The sequence below is a fragment of the Streptomyces sp. CNT360 genome, assembly GCF_000424785.1.
Genome location: NZ_AUKO01000002.1, coordinates 61,937 through 83,385, shown reverse-complemented (window position 1 = coordinate 83,385; position 21,449 = coordinate 61,937). Strand labels below are relative to the sequence as shown.

Sequence of the window (21,449 nt, the reverse complement as noted above, 5' to 3'; positions counted from 1 at the left end):
TCTCGTGGGGGAGCGGGGGCGACAGAGCCTGGGCAGAAGGGCTCAGCCGTCGGCGGACGGCCGGGCGCGGGCCCTTCGCCGACGGACGGTGACATACACGGCCCCGGCTGCAAGGAGCACCGCGGCTGACGTGCCGCCCACGATCAGGGGGATGGGCGCGGAGGACGAGGAGTCTGCTGCCCGGGCGGTCCGCCTCTCCTTCGCGCCCTCGCGGCCGGCGCTGCCGTGGGCCGTGTCGACGCCGGTGCCCAGGTCCGGTAGCGACGGGAGGCGCGTCTTCTCGTCGAGGGCCACGGCGAGGGACACCGGGTCCATGCGGGTTCCCTTGGCGTACATCCCGTCGAAGGCGTCGGCGCCCTCAGCCGTGAGCTCGGCCGGCGCCTCGGTGAGTTCCACCAGCCCGTCCTTCGGCTTCAAGGCGGCTTTCCGGGCGGTGAAGCCGACGAGTTGCCGGCGCTTCTTCGTGCCGGCCCCGCCCCGGGTCACGTCGGCGCTGAGGGTGCCCTTGCCGTCCTCGACCTGGACGCGGACGTGGTCGAGTGTGAGGTCCACGCGCTTCCCGGTGAAGCGGACGGCCCCGTCGAAGGCGGCGTCGAGCGAGCCCTTCTCCTGGTGGTAGTCGCCGTGGCCCGCCGGGAAGCGGAAGACGGCGCCGCCGTCCCGCGCCCCGCCGGACAGCTTCCAGCGGCCCTTGGTGAGGGAGCCGGTGACGTACTCGCGGAAGGTGCGGCGCACGCCCCAGTCCACGGCCGCGTCAAAGAACCGCACGCTGCCCTTCGGCTGATCCTTCTTGTCGTCCTTGTCGTCGTGCCGCTCCGGCTTTCCGCCGCCCCTGTCCCCGTCGTGCCGGCTCTTCCCGGCGGCCCCTGAAACGAGGTCGGTGGAGAGGGTGACGGGGTCGAGGGACGTGCCCGCCTTGTAGTAGCCGGCGAAGGCACTGGCGCCCTGCGCGCTCAGTTTCGCCGGGACGTCGGTGAGAGCGAGGGGGCTCTTGCCGCCCCGCATGGAGACGTTGCCGAGATCGAGGGAGGCCAGGGGGACACCGTCGGAGACGGTGACCTTGCCGGTGCTCTTGGCCTTGCTGCGGATGTCGGCGTACAGCGTGGCCCTGCCCTCGGCGGTGACGCGGACGGCGGGTCGGCTGATGGTCAGGTCGAGTTGGTTGCCGCCGCCGGGCTTGCGGTGGCCGGTGAACCGCACCGCACCGGAGAAGGAGGCGTCGAAGGTGCCGCGGGCCGGATCGTAGGTGCCCCGTGCGGAGTGGAAGCGGAACCGGCTCTGCCCGGTGGTGGTGGAGCCGTCCGACAGCGACCAACTCCCGTGGGCGATGGGACCGGTGACGTAGCTCTGGAACGAGGCCTTGATGCCCCAGTCCAGTCGGCCGCCCGACACGGTCCGCCCGGCCTTCGGTGCCGTGGGTGCCGCTCGCGACGTGGCGCCGTGAGCCGCCGGGCCCAGGGCCGGGGTCGCGGCGGCGACGGCCGGAGCGGTGAGGACTGTCGCGGTCAGCACGGCAGCGAGCAGGACGGGTATGTGGCGCGCTCCGGGACGGTGCCGGGTTCGCGAACGCATCGGTACGACTCCAGGGGCGGCCGGAGGAATCGGGGCAGCGTGCGGCGCCCGATGCCCGGGCAACTGCCCGGGGCTAGCGGTTAAGGTAAGGCTAACCTAAGCTACGTTGGGCACTTCCGGAAGCCCCGGCCCAACGGTCGTCCACGGGCAAGCGCGCCCCTCGCGCCACCCCGCAGACCCCGGCCGGTGCCCGGCCCGAGGCGGACCCCGGCCGCGACACACATGGCGCCCCATGCACCACGGCCCGCACGAACAAGGCATGACCGAAGGCCTGTCGGCCCACGACGCGCGAAAGGCACAGACGTGCATCGACGACTCCGAGCGCGGGGTGTGTTCACCGCTTCGGCCACCGCTCTCGCGCTGGCGTTCACGCTCACGCTCACCGGATGCGGTGGCGAGGCGGGAGGACAGGGCGCAGGTCACGGCAAGCACGGTGCGGTGGGCTCCACACGCGCCGACCGCCTCGAACCGCTCCCGGGCCCGGCCCCGGTGCCCCGCCTGCCCGCGCGGGTGGACTCCGCCGACGGGCGCACCGTGACCGTCAGCAGCGCCAAGCGGATCGTGCCGCTCACCGGCTCCCTCTCCGAGATCGTCCACACGCTCGGACTCGGCAAACAGGTGGTGGCCCGCGACATCACCGCGACCTTCGCCCAGGCCGAGCACCTGCCCGTCGTCACCCGCGCCCACGACGTGTCGGCCGAAAGCGTCCTGTCCCTCAAGCCGACCGTGGTGCTCGCCGAGACCACCACGGGGCCCGCAGAGGCCGTCGACCAGATACGCAAGGCGGGCGTGCCGCTCGTCGTCCTCGGGCCGGCACGCAAGCTGGGCGATGTGGACACCCGTATCGCCGACGTCGCCCGCGCGCTCGGCGTGCGCGCGGCGGGGGACAGGCTGCGCAAGCGCACGGACGCCCGCATCGACGCGGTACGGGACGGACTACCCGGCACCTCGCCGGGCTCCGGCAAGGGCGGCGGCCACCGTGAGCAGCCCGCCGACCGGCCACGTGTTGCCTTTCTGTACCTGCGTGGCTCCGCGTCCGTCTACCTGCTGGGCGGTGCGCGCTCCGGCGCCTCCTCGCTCATCGAGGCAGCCGGTGGCGTGGACGCGGGCAAGGAGTCCGGGCTGAAGAAGGACTTCACGGCGATCACCAGCGAGGCGCTCGCCAAGGCGGCGCCCGACGTCATCCTGGTGATGACCAAGGGGCTGGAGTCCGTGGGCGGGGTGGACGGCCTGCTGAAGATCCCCGGCGTCGCCGAGACACCCGCGGGAGCAGACCGCCGTGTTGCTGCCGTCGACGACGGTGTGCTGCTCAACTACGGCCCCAGGACCGACCAGGTGCTGAAGGATCTGGCCGACCGGATCCACGCGAAGGGCGGGGCCGGATGACGGTTCAGGTGACCGGCCGTGAACCCGTGCGGGGCACCGGGGCAGCGCCACCTCCAGCAGAAGCAGCCCCCCGAAGAGCACCGGCCCGGCGTGGGGTGGCCCTGGTGCTGACCGTCGCGCTCACCGCCGCACTGGTGGCGCTGGCGCTGCTCTCGGCGGGCATCGGCGCGTACGACATACCGGTCGGCGACGTGCTCGGCTCGCTGCTGCACCGGGCCGGGCTGGGCGGTCGGCAGCCGGACCGCGTCGCCGAGAGCGTGCTGTGGAACGTCCGGCTGCCCCGGGTGGTCCTCGCCGTGCTCGTCGGCGCCGCGCTGGGCTGCGCCGGCGCCCTGATGCAGGGGGTGTTCGGCAACCCGCTCGCCGAACCCGGCGTCATCGGCATCTCCTCGGGAGCCGCCGTCGGCGCGGTCGCCTCCATCGCACTGGGGCTGTCGTTCCTCGGCAACTGGACGGTGACCGCCTGCGCGTTCGTCGCGGGACTGGCGACGGTGCTGCTGGTGTACGTGCTGGCCCGGGCCGGTGGCCGCACGGAGGTCGTCACCCTGATCCTCACCGGCATCGCCGTCAACGCGTTCGCGGGCGCGCTTATCGGCCTGTGCGTGTTCCTCGCCGACAACGCCCAGATCAGCCAGATCACCTTCTGGCAACTCGGCTCCCTCGCCCAGGCGACCTGGCCCAAGGTGCTGGCCGTGCTGCCCTGCGCACTCGCCGGGCTGCTCGTCGCGCCGCTCCACTCGCGTCGCCTGGACCTGCTGGCACTGGGCGAGCGGCCCGCCCGGCATCTGGGCGTGGACGTCGAACGGCTGCGCCTCGTACTGATCCTGCTGGTCGCACTGCTGACCGCCGCAGCGGTGGCGGTCGCCGGGATCATCACCTTCGTCGGCCTGGTCGTTCCCCACCTGCTGCGGATGGCCGCCGGCCCCGGGCACCGCTTCCTCGTCCCCGGCAGCGCCCTGGGTGGTGCCGTCGTCCTGGTCGGCGCCGACCTGGCGGCTCGTACCGTGGCCCAGCCCGCCGAGCTGCCCCTCGGGGTTCTCACCGCGCTGCTCGGCAGCCCCTTCTTCTTCTGGCTGCTGCGCAGGACCCGGCGGCGACAGGGCGGATGGGCCTGAGCCGCGGCTGGCGCCGCCCTTCGCCCGCTGTTCCCGCCCCACTTCCCCCTCCCGTTCCCCGGCCACGACGCCCCTGACGACCGCTGCCCACAGCCCGCTCCCGACCGGAGGAAGTCCATGCCGAGAACGGCACTGTCCCGCCGACGCCGCCAGGACCTGACCCGGCTGCGCCCCACCGCCGGTGAGTGCCTCGCCGAGGCACGCGCGGCCGACGTGCGGCTGGGCGGCCGCCAGGTACTCGGCGGAGTGGACCTGAGCCTCTCGGCAGGTGAGCTCCTCGCCCTCGTCGGCCCCAACGGCGCCGGCAAGTCCACCCTGTTGGCCGCGCTCGCCGGGGACCTCCCGCCGACGGGCGGCACGCTGCACCTCGCCGGGCGTCCCGTGGACCGGTGGACGCCCCGCGAACTGGCTGTCCGCCGCGCCGTCCTGCCGCAGGCCGCGACCTTGGCGTTCCCGTTCACCGCCGAGGAGGTCGTGCGCATGGGCCGCGCCCCGTGGGCGGGCACCCCCGAGGAGGACGAGGACGACGAGGCCGTCGCCGCGGCCATGGCCGAGACGGAGGTCGGCGGGTTCGCGGCCCGTCCGTTCTCGGGCCTCTCCGGAGGTGAACGCGCCCGCGTCGCCCTGGCCCGGGTGCTCGCGCAGCGCACCCCGCTCATGCTGCTGGACGAGCCGACGGCCGCCTTGGACCTCCGCCACCAGGAACTGGTACTCGCCCTGTGCCGTGCCCGGGCCGCCCGCGGAGACGCTGTCGCGATCGTGCTGCACGACCTGAACCTTGCCGCCGCCTACGCACACCGGGTCGCTCTCCTCGACGCAGGGCACCTGGTCACCACCGGCCCGCCCGGAACCGTCCTGACCCCCGAGCTGCTCACCCGGGTCTACCGGTACCCGGTCGAGGTGCGTCCGCACCCGGCCACGGCTGTGCCACTGGTGCTCCCGGTACGTGAAGGCGGCCCCTGACACATGGGGGCCGGCTCCCGACCGTGTCCGCCGGGCCGAGGGAGCCCGCGCGGCGGGGCGCGAGTCGGTGGGGCGAAGACGGGGGTCAGGCGCCGTGCGAGTGCCGATGAGGGTCCGGGAAGGTGAGGTAGCCCGGCGGGACGGCCTCCGTGAGCCACACACCGTTCGCGCTGCGCCGGAACGTGTGGCCTCTTTCGTGCATCAACCCGGCGGCGACGGTCAGCACGGCGGCCCTGCCGCGGCGGGCGCCCACACGGGTCGCGGTCTCCGGGTCGGGCGACAGATGCACGGCGTGGCGGGCCATCGGCAGCAGCCCCTCGTCGCGGATCGCTGCCAGGAAGCGCGGTGTCGTGCCGTGGAAGAGCACAGGCGGAGGCGGCAGCGCGGGCAGGTCCAGCTCGACCGCCACGGTGTGGCCCTGGTTCGCGCGGATACGGCTGCCGTCGCAGGACAACGCGTAGCGCTGCTTGTCGTTTCCGGCGACCACGGCCTCCAGCTCGCCCCGGGTGAAGGGGAAACCGTCCGCCGCGGCCGCTGCGAGCAGCGCCTCGGTGCCGGCCCAGCCAGCGGCGTCCAGCACGAGCCCGATGCGCTGCGGGTCGTGACGCAGGTGGCGGGCGAGGTACTTGGAGATGCGCACGTGGCGGGCACGCTGCTGAGCATCTTGCGGATTGCCGCTCATAGGCGCTCAGGGTGCCGGACACCCCTTTGCGGACGCACCTGGTTATCCGCTGTCTTGGCAGTGGACGGGCCTCGTGGCGCGCGCCGGCGCTCTGCAGTCCACCCGCCGGGACCGTGGCGTACCGCCGGCCCCTCGAAGCTGCGCAGCGCGGTGGACCGGTACAACGAGCGTTCGGTTAACCTGGCGGTACCGGGTCGTTCTGGTGGGACGTCGTTCTGGAACACGGTGCCCGGATGTTGATACATGGAGGCCAGGTTCGTGACTCTCGCGGGATCGCCGTGGCGGAAGTCGCGGGACCGGGTGGTGCGGCCGGGGAGAGCGGACCACGGCCCGGCACCGGGGGCGAGGCGCCGTGGATAGGATCGCGCTCACGGCTGCTGGCCTCTACGCCATCGTTCTTCTGCGAGCCGGCGGCACGTTCGCTCTCGGACGGCTCGCCGCTGCCGGCACCAGGCGCAGCAGGCTCGCCGGGCGGATGTCCTCGCCCACGTTCCGGCGCGCCGAACGAGCCGTCCACCGGTGGGGCGCGCCGGTGGTGGCCGTCTCCTTCCTGACCGTGGGATTCCAGACCGCCGCCAACTTCCTCGCGGGCACCATGCGCATGCCCTTGTCGCGCTATCTGCCCGCGCTGTTCATCGGCGGAGCGGGATGGGCGCTGCTGTACGCGACCGCTGGAGTCGGCGCGCTCGAAGTGCTGGCACGACTGTTCGCCGAGCGGACCGCCTACGGTGTGGCCGCGGTCGCCGCTCTTCTTTTCGTGGCGTGCGGCGTGGTGGTTTTCCGGCGCAGACGAGCCACGGCGACGCCCCGCGAGGCCGTCGCGGAAGAACCGTGACAAGGCCAGGCAGGCCAGGCGGAGACGTCGCCGGAGCGTGCGGGGTCAGTGTGCGGCGGTCACCCCTGCGAGCTCGTTCGGCTTCTTGGGGAAGGTGCCGGTGGCCTTCTTCTTCCCGGACTTGAGGTCCACCGCGTAGATCTTCTTGTTCTCGGGGTCGGTGACGAACGCCGTCCCGCCGCGTACGAGGATCTCGGGGCGGGCCTGCTGCCAGTCCATGGGCTCGCTCCACCTCCCCAGCACGGGGACGGTCCTGGTCACCTTTCCGGCCTCGGGGTCGATGACATGGATCTTCCCGTCCGTACCCAGTACGAGGGCCTCGCTGTGCGGGCCGCGCGCCAGTGACTTGGAGCTGTAGCTGGTCCCCAGGTCCACGAGCTTCATCTTGCCCGTCCTCGTGTCGATCAAAGAGACCTTCTCGGGACGTTCGAGCTCGGCTTCGGGGTCCTGCTTGTAGTCGCCGAGGACGACGGCGGAGTCCTCGTGCCCCTTCTGGTGACCGATCCGGCCGTAGTCGGTGGGGCTGTCGACCTTGCTGATCTTCCCGTCCTTGTAGACCAGGACGCCGTCCTCGCAGCCGACGACCACCGTCTCGTCCTTCGCGGTCGCCTCCCCGTGGACCTCCGGGCACTTGTCGTTCCGGGCGATCTCCTTGCCGTTCTTGTCGGTGACGACGATGCTCTTGCGCTCCTTCTCGGTGCCGAGGGTGGAGACGAGCTCCCCGTTCTTCAGCTTGATCGCGACACCATGGTGCGGGGAGGGCGAGGTGTGGGTCTCGGCCTCGGGCTTCTTCTTACCGAGGTCGGCCGGATCGAGTACCGTCGCCTTTCCCGTGCCGTCGGTGAACAGGACCGTGTGTCCGGCGTGCAGTACCACGTGCCCGGGCTCCGCGCCCTTGAACAGCGTGCCGGTCATCTTCTGGCGGCTCGCGTCGAGAACCCGGAAACCCTGGGAGGTCGACACCATGATGTGCTCCTCGTCCCCGGCCGGGTTCACCCGGTTGTAGCCAGGAAGCGGCACGTCCCCAGCTATCTTCAGGGACTGGCCGTCCAGTACGTATATCCCGCCGTCGTGGGTGGCGACCAGGGGCTGTTCGACAGCTGCGGCAGCGGGCTTCTCACGAGCTTTCGAGGACGACTTGTCCGTGTCCTCCGAGCCGCACGCCGTGACAACGGCTGAGGTGGCGAACAGAGCGGTTACGGCTGCTGCGGCTCTCTTCGTACGTGACCTGACGGCCATGGAAATTCCCTTCTTCGTCCGCGGATGCGGTAGGTGGAGCGGTGCTGCGTCGGACCGCTGTCAGGACTTCGTGAGTCCTCGTTCGATGGCCTTGGTGTTGGAGCGCATCATCTGGAGATAGGTGGCGGCGCCCTTGCCCTTCTCCGTCAGCGATTCGGAGAAGAGGGGGATCACCGCGACATCGACATGGCTCTCCCGCTTGAGGACGCGTGCCAGGCGGTCCGGCTGCGAGGAATCGACGAAGATCGCCTTGACGCCCGCCTTGTCGATCGTCGTGGCCAGAGACTTCATGTCAGCGGCGCTGGGCGAGGCCAAGGTGGTGCCGCTCGGGATCACCGCGCCCACGACCTGGAAACGGAACCGCTGGGCCAGGTATCCGAAGACATGGTGGTTGGTCACCAGCTTGCGGCGCTCTTCCGGTATGGCCGCGAAGCTCTCCTTCATCTGCCCGCTCAGGCGCCGGATCCTGTCCCCGTAGTCGCTGGTCTGCGAGGCGATGGCCTTCTTGTCGACGCCGTCGACCTCCTCGGCCACCTTCTCCCCGATGAGGCGGACCGCTTTGCGCACCCTGTACGGGTCGGTCCAGAAATGCGGGTCGGGCCGGCCCGCTGTCTCGTCGGCCTGGTAGGTGAGCGGGTCGACCGCCTTGCCGACACCGAGCGTGGGAACGCCCGACTCCTTGGCGGCCGAGACGTGCCGCAACACGTTCTCCTCCAGGCCCAGTCCGTTGTACACAACCAGGTCCGCGCTCTCGACCTCGGCGGCTTCGGCAGCCGAGACGCCGAAGGAATGGGGGTCCGCGTTCGGCTTCATGAGCACCTTCACCTCGGCCTCGTCACCGACGATCTGGCGCGTGATGTCGCCCAGGATGTTGGTGGTGACCACGACGGTGGGCCGCCCGCCCGTCGATCCGGAGCATCCCGTCACGCAGGCGAGCACAGCGCAGACGAGCAGGGCGGCACCGGGCAGTGCGCCGCGGAGCCGAGGTGGCGCAGAGTTTGTGGCGGCGCTCACCGCCCCGTCTCCACCATGACGGAGGGGACGGAGTCCTGGGAGAACGAACGGGCCTTGCGCAGGTCGTCGTTGTAGTCGATCTCGTAGATCTTTTTCGCCGACGCGTCGTTGACGTAGGCGCGGTTCGCGTCGACCTCGATCACCGGCTGCGGAGCGTTGCCGACGGATTTCCGGGACAGGAGCTTCTTGCCGGCGATCCGCTTTCCACTGGATGTCTCGTAGGACGTGAGCGTGCCGGAGCCGTCCAGAGTCAGGAGTGGTGTTCCCTCTCCGGCGCTGTTCACCGCTGTCACCGGACCGGTTTCGACCAGCTTCCACTCACGGTGGGGCACATCGAGGACCCACACGCCCCTCTTGCCCGCCTTTGCCGTCAGTGTGGAACCCAGAGATCTGTGCTGGAAGGAGGCGGGACGTTCCTTGTCGGGGACCTTCCGGCCGAAGGGGATCTTCTCGCCGTGAGGCCGTCCCTTCTTCTCGGAGACGAACAGCGCACCGTCAGCGCACCCGAAGACGGCACCGGTCCGTGTCACCGCCGCACCGCGGAGGTCCGGGCACTTCTCGGGCAAGGTCGTCTTCTTCCTGCCATGCCGGTCACGTACTTCCACCACGGTCTTCCCGCCGGGCCCGGCGGCCGGGACGAGCGCCTCGTCCTTGAGGGGCACGACGGGTCCCGCGGCGGCCCTGTCGAGCGTCGCGGTCGTCTTGATGAGGCCTTTCTCCAGCTGAGCGTGGTCCAGCAGGCGCGTCTTGCCGTCGGCGAAGGTGAGCGCCGTGAGCGAGGGGCTGCTGTGGACGTGCTCCGGCTTCTTCCCCCGGACGGTGCCGACCTCGCGCATCTTGGCGCGGTAGTAGTGCACGTGGTCACCGTGGTCGACCATCCAGGCGCCGCTGTCGAAGACCTTCGCACCGCCGCCGGAGGCGGCGTAGGCGAACCGGCCGTCGGTGAGCAGTCGGGCCCCCTTGGGCATGCGGCCCAGCGGCTTGGTCTTCTCCTGGATGAGGTCGAGCGCCTGAGTGGTGCCGCTCGCGCTGTCACCGAGGACGAGACGGGACTGCTGCTCCGCGGCCTCCTGTGCTCCCGCGATGTAGCCGTGCGGCTTGGAGGAGGACGTGGACTTCCCCTCGCCCTTCCCTTCCGCCCCTTGCTCGCTGTCGGTGCAGCCCAGGAGCAGGAGCCCCAGAGCCAGGGTGGCCGCGGAGGCGGTCGCGGACTTCTTGTGGTTCCAGGTCATGACCGGTGTTCGTGTTCCCTTCACGTTTCGAGTGCTGCGAGAGGCCGTGCGACCTTCGCCCAGCGGCGCCGCAGGCCGGCGGCGGAGGCGGAGAGGAAGAAGAGCAGTACGGCGACGGCGGCGATCGTCGCTCCGGCCGCCGTCCGCAGATGCCAGGACAGGAGCAGCCCCACGAAGGTCGCGCTGACGCCGAAGAGTGCGGCACCGCACATGACCGCCGGCACCCGGCGCGCCCACGGCAGCGCTGCCGCCGGCGGAGCGATCAGCAGCCCGAACACCAGCAGCGTGCCCACCACATGGAAGGACGTGACGATGGCGAGGGTGACCAGCCCCAGCAGTGCCCCGTGGGCCAGGCGGGGACGCAGCCCGAGGGTGTGGGCCTTGCGTTCGTCGAAGACAAGGGCCAGGAAGGACCGGTAGCCCAGGACGGAGACGAGCGTGGCCGCGCCCAGCGCGACGGTGAGGTTCACCAGGTCCTGTTCGCGCACCGCCAGTACGTCACCGAAGAGGAACCCGGTGAGGTCCACGGCGAACGACTGGGACCGCGAAACGATGATCACGCCGAGCGACAGCATCCCTACGAACAGCAAGCCGATGCCCGTGTCCTGGGAGATCCGGCGCGAACGTCCCAATACGGTCACTCCGCCCGCCATCACAGCGGCGCTGACGGCGGCGCCGGCCAACAGGTTGCCGCCGTACAACGAGGCGAGAGCCACCCCCGGCAGCATCCCGTGCGACATGGCGTCGCCGAGGAAGGTCATGCCGCGCAGCACGACCCAGGTGCCCGTAGTGGCGCAGATCAAGGAGACCAGGATCCCGCTCCACAGAGCCCGCTGGACAAAGGCCACTTCGAACGGGCCGGTCAACCACTCCATGTCCCGCAGACTATAATGAAAACGATTTTCATAGCAACTTCTGCGAAGGGCATGCTTCCGTGACCACCTGCGAGGTCTCGCTCCGCAACATCGCCGCCGGGTACGCCCGCCGACCGGCCCTGCACCAACTCACCGCCGCCGTACCGCAGTCGGCGATCACGGCCGTCGTCGGGCCGAACGGCTCGGGGAAGTCGACTCTGCTGAGCGTGCTGGCCGGCGTGCACCCGCCCACCTCCGGCACCATCGAGCGAAGCCGCTCGTTCCGTCCGTGTTTCGTCGTGCAGCGCAGCGCCGTATCCGACGCGCTGCCGCTCACCGTCCGCGAGACGGTGGCGATGGGCCGCTGGGCCCACCGGGGTCCCTGGCGACGGCTCACCGCCGAGGACCGGCGTGCCGTCGACGACAGCATGGAGCGCCTCGGCATCCGTGAGCTGGCCTCCCGGCAGCTCGGCGAACTGTCGGGAGGCCAGCGGCAACGGGTTCTCGTGGCCCAGGGGCTGGCGCAGGAGGCTGGCCTCATCCTGCTGGACGAGCCCACCACGGGGCTGGACGTGGCCGCCCGGGAGAGCATCGCGACCGTGATGCGCGACGTCGCCGCAGAGGGCACGACAGTGGTCCACGCCACGCATGACCTTGCCGCGGCCAGGGAGTCCGATCACTGCGTCCTGCTGCTGGACGGCAGGGCGATCGGGGAAGGAGAGCCCCAGGACGTGCTCACCGAGAGCGCACTGCGGGAATTCTGGGGGCTGCGCTGACGCTCCGCTCCCAGCCGGGCTGGAGCGCCCTCATGGCGGCTGCGCATGACTACCCATGGCTGCCGCGCTCGTGGGAGCCACGTCGGCAGACCAAGCCGAACGCTAGCCCTCCCTGTGCGTCCAGGCCCCCGCGAGCAGGGTCGCGTGCACGGGAAGGTGGCGGAGCGTGGCGTCGTCGGCCGTCAGGGGATCGGCGTCCAGGACCGCCAGGTCGGCAGGGGCGCCTGCCGATATCCCTGACTGCGCGCCGGTGGAGGCCGCCAGCGCCTGAGCCGGGGTGAGTCGCTGCTCGGGGTGCCAGGGCGGGCGCCGGTCATCGGTGCGGGCGACCGCGTTGGCGATGCTCAGCCACGGGTCGAGGGGAGCAACCGGCGCGTCCGAGCCCAGCTCCAGACGGGCTCCCGCGGCGAGCAGCGCGGCGTAGGCGAAGGCGCGCGCCGTGTGGCCCGCCCAGTGCTGGTCGGCCACGTCGCGGTCGTCGACCGCGTGCGAGGGCTGCACGCCGACCGTGAGGCCCAGTTCGGCGAACCGGCCGAAGTCCTCGGTGCGCACGAGCTGGCCGTGCTCGATGCGGCCGCGGCAGCCCACTGCGGCGAAGGCGTCCAGCGCGAGCTGGTTGGCGCGGTCACCGATGGCGTGGACGGCCGGCTCCAGACCGTGCCTGGACGCGGTCCGCAGCGCGGTGACGAGGTCGTCACCGACCGTCCTGGCCAGCCCGTACGCCTCGGGGGCCGCCGGATCCAGGCCCGGATAGGGAGCGTGGCACAGCGCGGTACGCGTGTTGAGCGAGCCGTCCGTGAACAACTTCAGGGGGCCCGTCTCCACCAGCGGGGCCAGCGGACTGCCGGTGCGCAGGCCGCGGGCCACGGCCGCCTCCAGGTGTTCCGGGTAGACCGCCGAGACGACCCGCAGCAGCGGCGGGGCGCCGGCCGCGCGGCGCTCCCAGTCGGTGACGTTGTCGGCGACTTCGAAGTCCACGACACCGGTCACCCCGCGCCGCGCGGCGGCGGCGCAGGCGTCCGCCACCCAGCCGTCCAGCGTCCCGGCGGGCACGCTGGACAGCTGCGCGACGGCACGCATGGCGGCGCCCTCGCGCAGCACCCCGGTCGGGTGGCCGCCTTGTCCGAGAAGGGCGAGCCCGGCCGAGTTGAGCCACGCGGTGTGCAGGTCAGCGCTGATCAGCAGGGCGGGCCGGGCCTCGGGCAGCGCGTCGAGCAGACGCTTGTGCGGGGCGTCGGGCCACAGGCCGTCCCGGAAGCCGTAGCCGGTGACCAGTTCGCCGGGCGGCAGCGCGGCGGCGCCCTCACGGACGGCGCGCACGGTCTCCTGGGCCGAGGCGGTGCCGGAGACGTCCAGCCGGCGCCTGGCCGTCGCCCACTGTCCGAGGTGCACATGGGCGTCCCACAGCCCCGGGATCAGTACCCTGCCGTCGAGGTCGGGGGCGTGCTCCTCGCCGGACGTGGGCACAGCACCCGGGTCGTGCGGACGGACCCCGGCGACCCTGCCCCGGCCGAGTGCCACGTCGTACAGACCCGCACCACCGGGGAACCGGACCCGGCGCAGCAGGCGCGGAGCGGGACCGTGCGCGCAGGCGCGGGTGTCCGGGGCGGTGCTGTGCGGTTGTGCGTGCTCGTGCGGGTCGGTCACGACGGCCTCCGAAGGGCGTTGCGCATGGCGCGGGCGAGTGCGGGGTTGGACCAGGGCTGGTCGGGCCTCTCCAGTGCGTCGGCCACCCGGGCCGCCACCTCGGCGCTCTCGTCCTGGCTCAGCTTCGCCTTGGCCACGACGCGGTCGGCGACCAGCCGGAACCCGGTGACGCCGGGCGCGATCCGCTGCGCGTATGCACCGGCCTGGGACAGTTTCCAGGGCTGCGGAAAGCGCGACTCGAAATGGTCCACGGTCTCCGTCAGCACCTGGTAGGTCTCCTCGGGCCCGAGCACCTGGGGGCGGCCGTACAGGTGGGCGACGACGAAGTTCCATGTCGGCACGTGCGGCGTCTCCTCGTACCAGACAGGCGAGACGTAGCCGTGCGGCCCCTGCACGAGGAGCACCACCGGGAGACTGCCGAGCCGGTGCACGTCGGCGTCGGTACGCGCCAGGTGCCCGGTGACGACGATGCGGCCGGCGTCCAGAGCGCGCTCCGCGCCGGCGTCCTGCGGCGCGGGCCCGGCCGTCTCCTGCGGCTCCACGAGCACCGGCAGATGGGAGACGACGGGGTCGCTGTCGTCCGGGTGGCTGACGAGTGTGGCCCAGGAATGGGCGGCGATCATCCCGCGGACGGCGGCGGGGTCCTCCACCTCGAAGATCTTCTGTTGCAGCATGGGGGCTCCTGGCGGCAGTTCACCGACGGGCGTGGCAGTCGGCGGATGCGGGGTTCTCGGGTGCGGGGAGGGGCGCGGTCCGGGCTGTGCGGGCCGGTCCGTCAGCCCCTCGGGGGCTCACGTCTCGGGGAAGTGGCAGGCCGCGACCGAGCGGTGTGCACCGGTGCGGGGCTCGGGAGGAGGGATCTCGGTGCGGCACCGGTCCTGCGTCTTCCAGCAGCGGGTGTGGAACGGACAGCCGCCCGGCGGGTTGCTGGGACTGGGCGGGTCGCCCGCCAGTACGAGGCGGGAGCTGTGGCCCCGCCTGCGCGGGTCGGGGTCGGGCACGGAGGACAGCAGCGCCCGGGTGTAGGGGTGCGCGGGATGCCCGAAGACGGTGTCGCGTGCGGCGCGTTCGACGATCCTGCCGAGATACATCACCGCGACCTCGTCGGCCATCTGACGTACCACCGCCAGATCGTGCGCGATGAAGACGAGTGCGAGACCGAACTCCTGCTGCAGGTCCCGCAGAAGGTTGACGACCTGGGCCTGGACCGAGACGTCCAGTGCGGAGACCGGCTCGTCGCACACCAGCACCCGGGGCCGTAGCACCAGCGCTCGTGCGATGCCGAGCCGTTGCCGCTGGCCACCGGAGAACTGGTGCGGGCGGCGCCCGGCGTGCGCGGGGTCGAGCCCCACCAGCTCCATCGCCTCCAGCGCCTGGCGCGAGCGGGCCCGCGCGTCGGCCGGATCGCGGTGGATGTCCAAAGGCTCGCGTACCAGTTCTTCGGCGGTCATCCGGGGGTCGAGGCTGCCGTACGGGTCCTGCATCACCATCTGGATGCCGCGCCTGCGGCGGCGCCGTTCGGCGGCCGGCAGCGCGAGAAGTTCCTCACCGTCGAGCAGCACCTGGCCCGAGGTGGGCCGCTCCAGCGCCATCAGGAGCCGCACCAGCGTCGACTTGCCGCAGCCCGACTCGCCCACCAGGCCGAGCGTGGACCGTTCGGCGAGCACGAGGTCGACGCCGTCCACGGCTCGCACGGCGGGGGAGCGGCGGCCGACCCGGAAGCCGCGAGCCGGATAGTGCTTGACGAGGTTGCGGGCCTCCAGGAGCGGCACCCCGGCGTTCCGTGAGGTGCCCGGGGCCTTGGAAGGGGCCGTCGTGGCGTCCGGGGGAGGGGCGACACCGTCGGTCGTCTCAGGCACGGGGCGCCTCCTGCGGGCCGTAGGGATTCTTCGGGAGGTACGGGCGCTGCGGGCCCGGCGGGTCGAGGGGGTTCAGGGGGTAGTGGCAGGCGGCCGTGCGGCCGTCGGAGCCGGCCTCCAGCTCGGGCCGCTGCGTGGCACAGCGGTCACGCGCCGACGGACAGCGCGGGTGGAAGACGCAGCCGCCGGGGAAGGCACCCGGCGCCGGCGGGGCGCCCGGCACCGGAACCAGCCCGCCGACAGGCGCGTCGAGCGAGGGCACGGCGTTCAGCAGGCCGCGGGTGTACGGGTGCGCCGGGCGCTCGTACAGCGGCACGGCCGGGGCCTGTTCGACGATGCGGCCCGCGTACATCAGGGCCACCCGGTCCGCCGTGCCGGCAGCGAGCCCCAGGTCGTGGGTGATGAGCAGCAGGGCCGACCGGTGCTCCTCGCGCAGCTCTGCCAGCAGCTCCATGATCTGCGCCTGCACGGTGACGTCGAGGGCGGTGGTCGGCTCGTCCGCGATGAGTACATCGGGACCGAGCGCGACGGCCATCGCGATCATGGCGCGCTGCCGCATGCCGCCGGAGAACTGATGGGGGTGGTCGCCGTAGCGCCGCGCGGGGTCCGGAATGCGCACCCGGTCGAGCAGTTCGACGGCGGCGGCGCGCGCGGCGCGGCGGTTGAGGCCGCGGTGCACGCGGAGCACCTCGGCGATCTGGAAACCGACGGTGAGGGTCGGATTGAGCGCGGAGAGCGAGTCCTGGAACACGGTGGCCACATGCTTGCCGCGCAGGGCGCGGAGCCCGGCCTCGGGCAGCGTCAGCAGGTCGGTGCCCCGGTAGCGGGCGCTTCCACTCGCGCGTACGTTGCCGGGCAGCAGCCCGAGCACGGCCATCGCGGTGAGGCTCTTTCCCGACCCCGACTCGCCTATCAGGGCCAGGGTTTCGCCCTCGTACAGCGTGAACGACACCCGCTCCACGGCCAGGTGCGGTGTGCCGCCGGGGCGCAGCAGCTCGACGTTCAGGTCCTCGACCTCCAGCACGGGCACGCGTACGCCGCCGTGGGGCTGCGGGTCGTGCCCGACCTCACGTGTGCTGCCGCTCTCGCCGTCAGCCATGGTCACCGGGTCCTCGGGTTGAGGGCGTCGCGGACCGAGTCGCCGAAGGCGATGAGCGCGAACACCGTGACGGACAGGAACAGTCCTGGGAACAGCAGCAGGTGGGGGTGGGCCTCGAAGCTGTTCTGCGCCGTGGCCAGTTGCAGCCCCCAGGAGATGGCGGGCGCCTGCATCCCCACACCGAGGAAAGTCAGTCCGGCCTCGGCGACCACCACGCTGCCCACGGTGATGGAAGCCAGCACGAGCACGGGCGTGAGGATGTGCGGGAGGACGTGCCGCCGGACCACCCATCCGGTGCCCGCGCCCATGCTGCGGGCCATCAGCACGTGGTCGGCCTCCCTCGCCGAGCGGACGGAGGCACGCACCACCCGGGTCATCGGCGGCCAGCCGAACAGTGCGAGCACCCCGGCGACGGTCGGAATGTTGCGCGTGGTCACGCTGCTGAGCACCACGATCGCGCCGAGCAGGAAAGGGAAGCCCAGAAAGACATCCGTGAGCCGCGCGATCACGCTGTCCACCACCCGGCCCGCCATTCCGGACAGGCAGCCGAGCAGCAGCGCGAGCGCGAGGCTGCACCCGGTCGCGAGCAGTCCGACGCCCATCGAGGTACCCGCGCCGTGCACGACGTTGGCGTACAGATCGCAGCCCTGCGTGTCGAAGCCGAGGGGGTGCCCGGCAACGGGGCCCTGGGCGCTGTGGTCCAGGTCGCAGGAGCGGGGGTCGCCGTGTCCGAACCAGCCGGCGAACAGGCCGGGCCACACGGCCATCACGAGCAGCACCACCGTCGCGCCGCCGGAGACGAGGAAGACGGTGCTGCGGCGCAGCAGTTGCCAGACCGACCGGTCGGCGAAGGGCACCGCGGACACGCCGCCGGGGGAGCCTTTCCGCTCGTCGGCCGCGGGGCCGCCGGGCGGCACGGCGGTGGGGGAAGCCGCGCCGCCGCTGCTCGTTGCCCTCATCGGTTCAGTCACGGCGGATCCTCGGGTCCAGGAGGCTGTTGAGCAGGTCCACCAGCACGCTCACGGCGAGGAAGACCAGGATCAGGGCGGTGGCCACGCCGACCACGGTGGGCCCGGTGTGCGCCTGGACCGCCTGGAACAGGAGCTGGCCCACGCCGGGGAGGTTGAAGACGCCCTCCACGATGACCGTGCCGCCGAGCAGCAGCCCGAGGTCGACGGCCAGGTACGTGACGGCGGGCAGCAGCGAGTTGCGCAGCACGTGCACCAGCAGCGTGCGGCGCCGCGACAGGCCCTTGGCCGCCGCCGTCCGCACATAGTCGGCGCTCAGGTTGTCGATGACCTCGGCGCGCACCAGCCGGGAGACGGACGCCAGCCCGAACACGGCGACGACCAGCGCGGGCAGTACGTACGCCGAGGGCCACCCCGCGCTGTCGCCCGCGACGGGGAACCAGCCAAGCCGCACCCCGAGGAGCACCTGCGCGGTGTAGCCGAGCACGAACACCGGTACGGAGACGGCCGCGGTCGTGAAGGCCAGCACCGCACGGTCCGTCCACGTGCCGCGCCGCAGCGCGGCCAGCACGCCGAGCGCGATCCCGACGACGGCCTCGACCCCCCAGGCGGTCAGCGCGAGGCGTACGGTCACCGGCCAGCGGTCCGCCATCTGCTCGGCCACCGGGACCCCCGAGAAGTCGGCACCCAGGTCGCCGTGGAAGAGCCCGGCCAGGTAGTGCCCGTACTGCGCGAGCACGGGTTCGTCCAGGTGGTGCTGTTCGCGCAGCGCCGCGACGACGCTCGGGGTGAGCGGGCGGTCGCCGGCCAGCGCACTGACGGGGTCGCCCGGCAGCGTGTACACCATGACGTAGATGACGAGGGTGACGCCGAAGAAGACGAGCACGGCCTCCAGCAGGCGGCGCAGCAGCAGCGAGGTCATTGCGGTTCCCGCCTCTGCGAGGGGTGCTGCTCGGTGCGGGCGTGGTCGGCGGCGGCGAGCAGCGCCGCGTACTGCACCCCGGACAGGGTCGCGATCGGCAGGGAGGTGCCCATCACGGGTGCGGCCTCCGCGGCCCAGGCGTCGTACCGCTCCAGCAGCGCGCGCCGGAGGGCGTGCACCTCGCGGGGTGCGGTGCCCGCCCCGGTCTCGGCCTCCAGCGCGCGCAGCAGCATCCCGCCGAAGCGCATCCGGAGGCTGTGCGCCGACTGGAGGCAGGAGTAGCGCTCGGCGACCGTGGCGGGGCGCTCGGGGAGGCCGTCGGCGCGGCGGGTCTCGGTCTCGCTGAGCCGGCGCAGTCCGGGGACGAAGGAGCGGGAGGCGCGCAGGAACGGCGAGGCGATCGTCAGGTGCGGTTCGGCCGTCTTCAGGATCTCTTCCAGGAACGCCCCCGCCTCACCCAGCGCGTCGGCGCGCAGCCGCAGCACCTCGCGGTAGCTCTCCGGGACGGGAGAGTCGTCCTCGGCGTCGGGGTGGGACCACTGCGGGACCTCGGCGACGAAGTAGAAGGTGCCGTACGGCTCCGCGTAGGCGGCGCTGGACGCTCCCGCGAGGGTGGCCGCCGGGTCGCCGCCGTGACTGGCCAGGTAGTCGTAGGCGGCGCGCATGTCGATGGCGCCGTGGATGCCGGGGGCGTAGAGCGGGGTGTGTGCGGCCTCCGGCTCGCCGGTGGCCAGTGGAATCCCGGCGGCTGCGGGGATCGCCGTGAGCTGCGCGTACAGGGCGGGTGCCGGGCGGTTGAGGTAGTAGTAGGCGCCGCCTGCCTCGCAGTTGTGCAGAGTGGTGAGAAAACGCGGCTTGGTGGCGTCCAGCAGCCGCATCAGCGCCAGGGTCTCGGGCAGCACCCGGTCGAAGTAGGCGTCCCGGTACGCGAACGGGAAGGTCCACTCGATCTGCTCGTCGCCGCGTGGCCGGTAGAAGTGCCGCCCGTACAGGTACTTGTTCTCGGGGTCACCGAACCAGCCCTCGTTCAGCCGGGCGCCGTCCGGGTCGATACAGGGCACCAGATGCCAGGCGGCCCCGAACCGGGCGCGCAGCTCCGCGTCCTCGCACAGCCGGGTGGCCAGGTGCAGCACGGTGACGCCGCCCACCGGCTCGTTGGGATGCACCCCGCCGACGACGACGTAGTCCTCACCGCCGGTGGCCGAGCGCGCGGACTCGGGCGGGCCGCTGTCGTGTTCCGAGACGGTGAAGCAGAACAGCGGTTCGCCCAGGCGCGAGGTGCCGATGCGGCGTTCGGCCACCAGGTCCGGGTAGCTCGCGGCCAGGGACCGGAAGCCGGCCAACAGGCTGTCGACGTCCGGATAGTGGTCCGTCGCGGGTACCGATCGGGTCGCTTCGACCCAGGAGCGCGGCCCGTCCGCTTCCGGCGGGGCGGTACGGGGAGTGACGGTCGCCATGGCGGTGGGCTCTCGCTTTCTCGACGGAAGGACGGGGATCTGCGGCAAGGGAGAGAAGGGGGCAGGAGGGGTGTCGTGGTCAGGAGTGCGTCCCGACGCGTTCCAGTCGCAGGCCGAACGGGCCGATGGCCACCCCGGAGAGCCGTTCCGTCGCGGCGTAGACGTAGCTGCCGTAGAACAGCGGGATGGTCGGGAAGTCCGTGAGGATCCTGCGCTGTGTCGCGTTGTAGAGGGAGGCGGCACGGCGGGGTGAAGTGCTGGAGTCGGCGCGGGCCAGCAGCTTGTCGACGTCCGGGTGGCTGTAGAAGCTGCACGTCCAGCAGTCGCCCGACTTGGTGAAGATGCCGCGCAGGGTGTTCTGCATGCTCGGGTAGAGCGCGCCCCAGTGACCGTAGAAGGGGCCCGAGAGCTTCTTGCCGTAGACCTTGTCGGAGAACTCCGCCCAGTCGGCGGTCGCCTGCGCGCGGGCGCCGTCGATGCCGAGGTTCTGCCGCAGCTGGTTGGCCAGCGCCCGGTACAGCTCGTCCAGGCCGAGGCCGCCCGGGTAGGTGAGGACGAGCGGTCCGTGCCAGCCGCCCGCCTGCCGCAGCAGCTCGCGGGCGCGCCGGGGGGCGTAGCGGCAGTCGTCGCACACGCCCGTGTCGGCACCGACCTCTGCGGGTGGGACGAGGGAGGTGGCGGGCGTGTTCAGGCCGCCGTACATCGCCTTGTTGACGGCCTTCCTGTTGATGGCCAGGGACAGCGCCCGGCGCAGGCGCACGTCACGGAACCGCTTGTCGTACAGGGGCAGACTGAGCAGTTCCATGGAGGGGGCCTCGTAGCGGTGGACCCGGCCGGGGAAGTCGCGGCGCACCTGGCCGAACTTGTCGGGAGGCACGGCGAGTACATCGGTGTTCCCGGCCAGCGCATCGGTGTAGGCGGTGCTCATGTCGGTGTAGCTCTTGAACGTGAGACCGTCGGCTGCGGGCTCGGGCCCTTTGTAGCCCCGGTACGCGGTGAGGGTGGCGCCCCGGTTCCGCTTCCAGGCGGCCGTCATCCGGAACGGTCCGTTGCCCGCAGGCCGGCGGTCGTAGGCGCGCGGATCGGTGAAGGCGGCTTCGGGCAGCGGGAAGAATGCGCCCTGGTTGTCGGTGAGCTGGTACGGGAATTGGCTGTCCGGCGCGCGGAGCGTGACCTTCAGCGTGTAGCGGCCCGCGACGCGCAGGCCGGACAGTGTGTGCCGTGCCGGCTTCTTCTTGCCCTGGGGATTGAGCGCCGCGTAGCCCTCGATCCCGGAGAGCTGGCCGTTGGTCGACCAGGCGTTGGGTCCGTAGGCGGCGTGGTTCCAGGCGTCGGCGTAGCTGCGCGCGGTCACCGGCTCGCCGTTGTGGAAGGTCCAGCCGGGGCGGAGCCGGATGGTCCAGTGCCGCGAGTCGCGGGAGGTGACGGAGCGGGCCTGGACGTACGCGAGTTTCCCCGAGTCGCGGACCGTGACCAGCGGGGCGAACAGGGCGTGGATCGGGTCCATCGAGGTCACCGTACGGCCCGGCGTGAGATGGTCCGGCTCGGTGGTGGCGACGGAGTAGCCGCCTTCGGGCGTGCTGATGCGGCTGCCCTGGCCCGCGCATCCGGCGGCGCCGAGTACCGCGGCGAGAGCCGCCGCCGCACCAGTCGTGAGCAGGCTGTATCGACGCAAGACGGCTCCAGGGGAGAATGCGGTCGAGCCCCGAAGCAGGCTGCGGGGGCTCCATGTCGGTGGTGCCGGTGACGCGTACCAGGGATACTGAGCCTCGCGCGAAGAGCCTGTCAATGAAAAACGTCTAGAACTTTTAATCTGAGATGAAAGCTCA

General features: G+C 71.9%; 19 protein-coding genes. 5 read left to right on the top strand and 14 right to left on the bottom strand.

The features are described 5' to 3' along the window. Nucleotides 1-42: 42 nt before the first annotated feature. Entirely contained in the window at nt 43-1,572 is a 1,530-nt protein-coding gene (locus tag H297_RS0104845) for an HtaA domain-containing protein (protein WP_106959557.1), read from the bottom strand. Nucleotides 1,573-1,794: 222 nt separating this feature from the next. Here H297_RS0104845 and H297_RS0104840 point away from each other — a divergent pair, with 222 nt between their 5' ends. From H297_RS0104840 to H297_RS0104830, 3 genes are all read left to right on the top strand, one after another. Beyond that, entirely contained in the window at nt 1,795-2,958 is a 1,164-nt protein-coding gene (locus H297_RS0104840) for an ABC transporter substrate-binding protein (RefSeq protein WP_078513747.1), read from the top strand. After that, a complete protein-coding gene (locus H297_RS0104835) occupies nt 2,955-4,073 on the top strand; it encodes an iron ABC transporter permease (protein WP_078513746.1) in 1,119 nt (372 codons plus the stop codon). The genes H297_RS0104840 and H297_RS0104835 overlap by 4 nt, the downstream gene beginning before the upstream one ends. Before the next feature lie 117 nt (nt 4,074-4,190). Then, on the top strand, nt 4,191-5,036 hold the full coding sequence (locus tag H297_RS0104830; RefSeq protein WP_051351532.1) for a heme ABC transporter ATP-binding protein: 846 nt from the start codon (nt 4,191-4,193) through the stop codon (nt 5,034-5,036). Between the two features lie 85 nt (nt 5,037-5,121). Here H297_RS0104830 and H297_RS0104825 read toward each other — a convergent pair whose 3' ends face one another. Further along, nucleotides 5,122-5,718 (bottom strand): RNA 2'-phosphotransferase, encoded by a 597-nt coding sequence (locus H297_RS0104825; RefSeq protein WP_051351531.1) that lies wholly within the window; start codon nt 5,716-5,718, stop codon nt 5,122-5,124. Between the two features lie 352 nt (nt 5,719-6,070). Between H297_RS0104825 and H297_RS0104820 the strand changes: the two genes are divergently transcribed. Further along, nucleotides 6,071-6,553, top strand: coding sequence for a VTT domain-containing protein (locus tag H297_RS0104820; protein ID WP_027736120.1), 483 nt, complete (start codon nt 6,071-6,073; stop codon nt 6,551-6,553). Between the two features lie 45 nt (nt 6,554-6,598). Here the strand turns inward: H297_RS0104820 and aztD are convergent, their stop codons facing one another. From aztD to aztB, 4 genes are read right to left on the bottom strand one after another with little or no spacing between them, the layout of a single operon-like run. Beyond that, on the bottom strand, nt 6,599-7,798 hold the full coding sequence (aztD, locus tag H297_RS0104815; protein ID WP_027736119.1) for a zinc metallochaperone AztD: 1,200 nt from the start codon (nt 7,796-7,798) through the stop codon (nt 6,599-6,601). 54 nt (nt 7,799-7,852) lie between these two features. Beyond that, complete coding sequence (gene aztC / locus H297_RS0104810) at nt 7,853-8,761, bottom strand: zinc ABC transporter substrate-binding protein AztC (RefSeq protein WP_027736118.1); 909 nt, start codon at nt 8,759-8,761, stop codon at nt 7,853-7,855. Between the two features lie 41 nt (nt 8,762-8,802). Next, nucleotides 8,803-10,038: a hypothetical protein gene (locus H297_RS0104805; protein WP_027736117.1), complete on the bottom strand. Its 1,236-nt coding sequence runs from the start codon at nt 10,036-10,038 to the stop codon at nt 8,803-8,805. A gap of 20 nt (nt 10,039-10,058) precedes the next feature. After that, on the bottom strand, nt 10,059-10,913 hold the full coding sequence (aztB, locus tag H297_RS0104800; protein ID WP_027736116.1) for a zinc ABC transporter permease AztB: 855 nt from the start codon (nt 10,911-10,913) through the stop codon (nt 10,059-10,061). A gap of 59 nt (nt 10,914-10,972) precedes the next feature. Here aztB and aztA point away from each other — a divergent pair, with 59 nt between their 5' ends. Then, the gene (aztA, locus tag H297_RS34545) at nt 10,973-11,668 is read left to right on the top strand and encodes a zinc ABC transporter ATP-binding protein AztA (RefSeq protein WP_037792964.1); all 696 of its coding nucleotides are present in this window, start codon (nt 10,973-10,975) and stop codon (nt 11,666-11,668) included. A 102-nt stretch (nt 11,669-11,770) separates the two neighbouring features. Here the strand turns inward: aztA and H297_RS0104790 are convergent, their stop codons facing one another. From H297_RS0104790 to H297_RS0104755, 8 genes are all read right to left on the bottom strand, one after another. Further along, nucleotides 11,771-13,315 (bottom strand): amidohydrolase family protein, encoded by a 1,545-nt coding sequence (locus H297_RS0104790; protein WP_027736115.1) that lies wholly within the window; start codon nt 13,313-13,315, stop codon nt 11,771-11,773. Next, nucleotides 13,312-13,989 carry an FMN-binding negative transcriptional regulator gene (locus H297_RS0104785; protein WP_027736114.1) on the bottom strand — a complete coding sequence of 226 codons (678 nt, stop codon included), beginning with the start codon at nt 13,987-13,989 and terminating at the stop codon, nt 13,312-13,314. Before H297_RS0104785 ends, H297_RS0104790 begins: the two co-directional genes overlap by 4 nt. 117 nt (nt 13,990-14,106) lie before the next feature. After that, nucleotides 14,107-15,174: an oligopeptide/dipeptide ABC transporter ATP-binding protein gene (locus H297_RS0104780; protein WP_027736113.1), complete on the bottom strand. Its 1,068-nt coding sequence runs from the start codon at nt 15,172-15,174 to the stop codon at nt 14,107-14,109. Next, nucleotides 15,167-16,273: an ABC transporter ATP-binding protein gene (locus tag H297_RS34540; RefSeq protein WP_078513744.1), complete on the bottom strand. Its 1,107-nt coding sequence runs from the start codon at nt 16,271-16,273 to the stop codon at nt 15,167-15,169. The genes H297_RS0104780 and H297_RS34540 overlap by 8 nt, the downstream gene beginning before the upstream one ends. A gap of 2 nt (nt 16,274-16,275) precedes the next feature. Beyond that, complete coding sequence (locus tag H297_RS0104770; protein WP_027736112.1) at nt 16,276-17,244, bottom strand: ABC transporter permease; 969 nt, start codon at nt 17,242-17,244, stop codon at nt 16,276-16,278. Then, nucleotides 17,237-18,163 (bottom strand): ABC transporter permease, encoded by a 927-nt coding sequence (locus H297_RS0104765; protein ID WP_027736111.1) that lies wholly within the window; start codon nt 18,161-18,163, stop codon nt 17,237-17,239. Before H297_RS0104765 ends, H297_RS0104770 begins: the two co-directional genes overlap by 8 nt. Continuing rightward, nucleotides 18,160-19,620: a M14 family zinc carboxypeptidase gene (locus tag H297_RS0104760; RefSeq protein ID WP_027736110.1), complete on the bottom strand. Its 1,461-nt coding sequence runs from the start codon at nt 19,618-19,620 to the stop codon at nt 18,160-18,162. Before H297_RS0104760 ends, H297_RS0104765 begins: the two co-directional genes overlap by 4 nt. A gap of 79 nt (nt 19,621-19,699) precedes the next feature. Further along, on the bottom strand, nt 19,700-21,295 hold the full coding sequence (locus H297_RS0104755; protein WP_027736109.1) for an ABC transporter substrate-binding protein: 1,596 nt from the start codon (nt 21,293-21,295) through the stop codon (nt 19,700-19,702). Between the last annotated feature and the right edge of the window lie 154 nt (nt 21,296-21,449).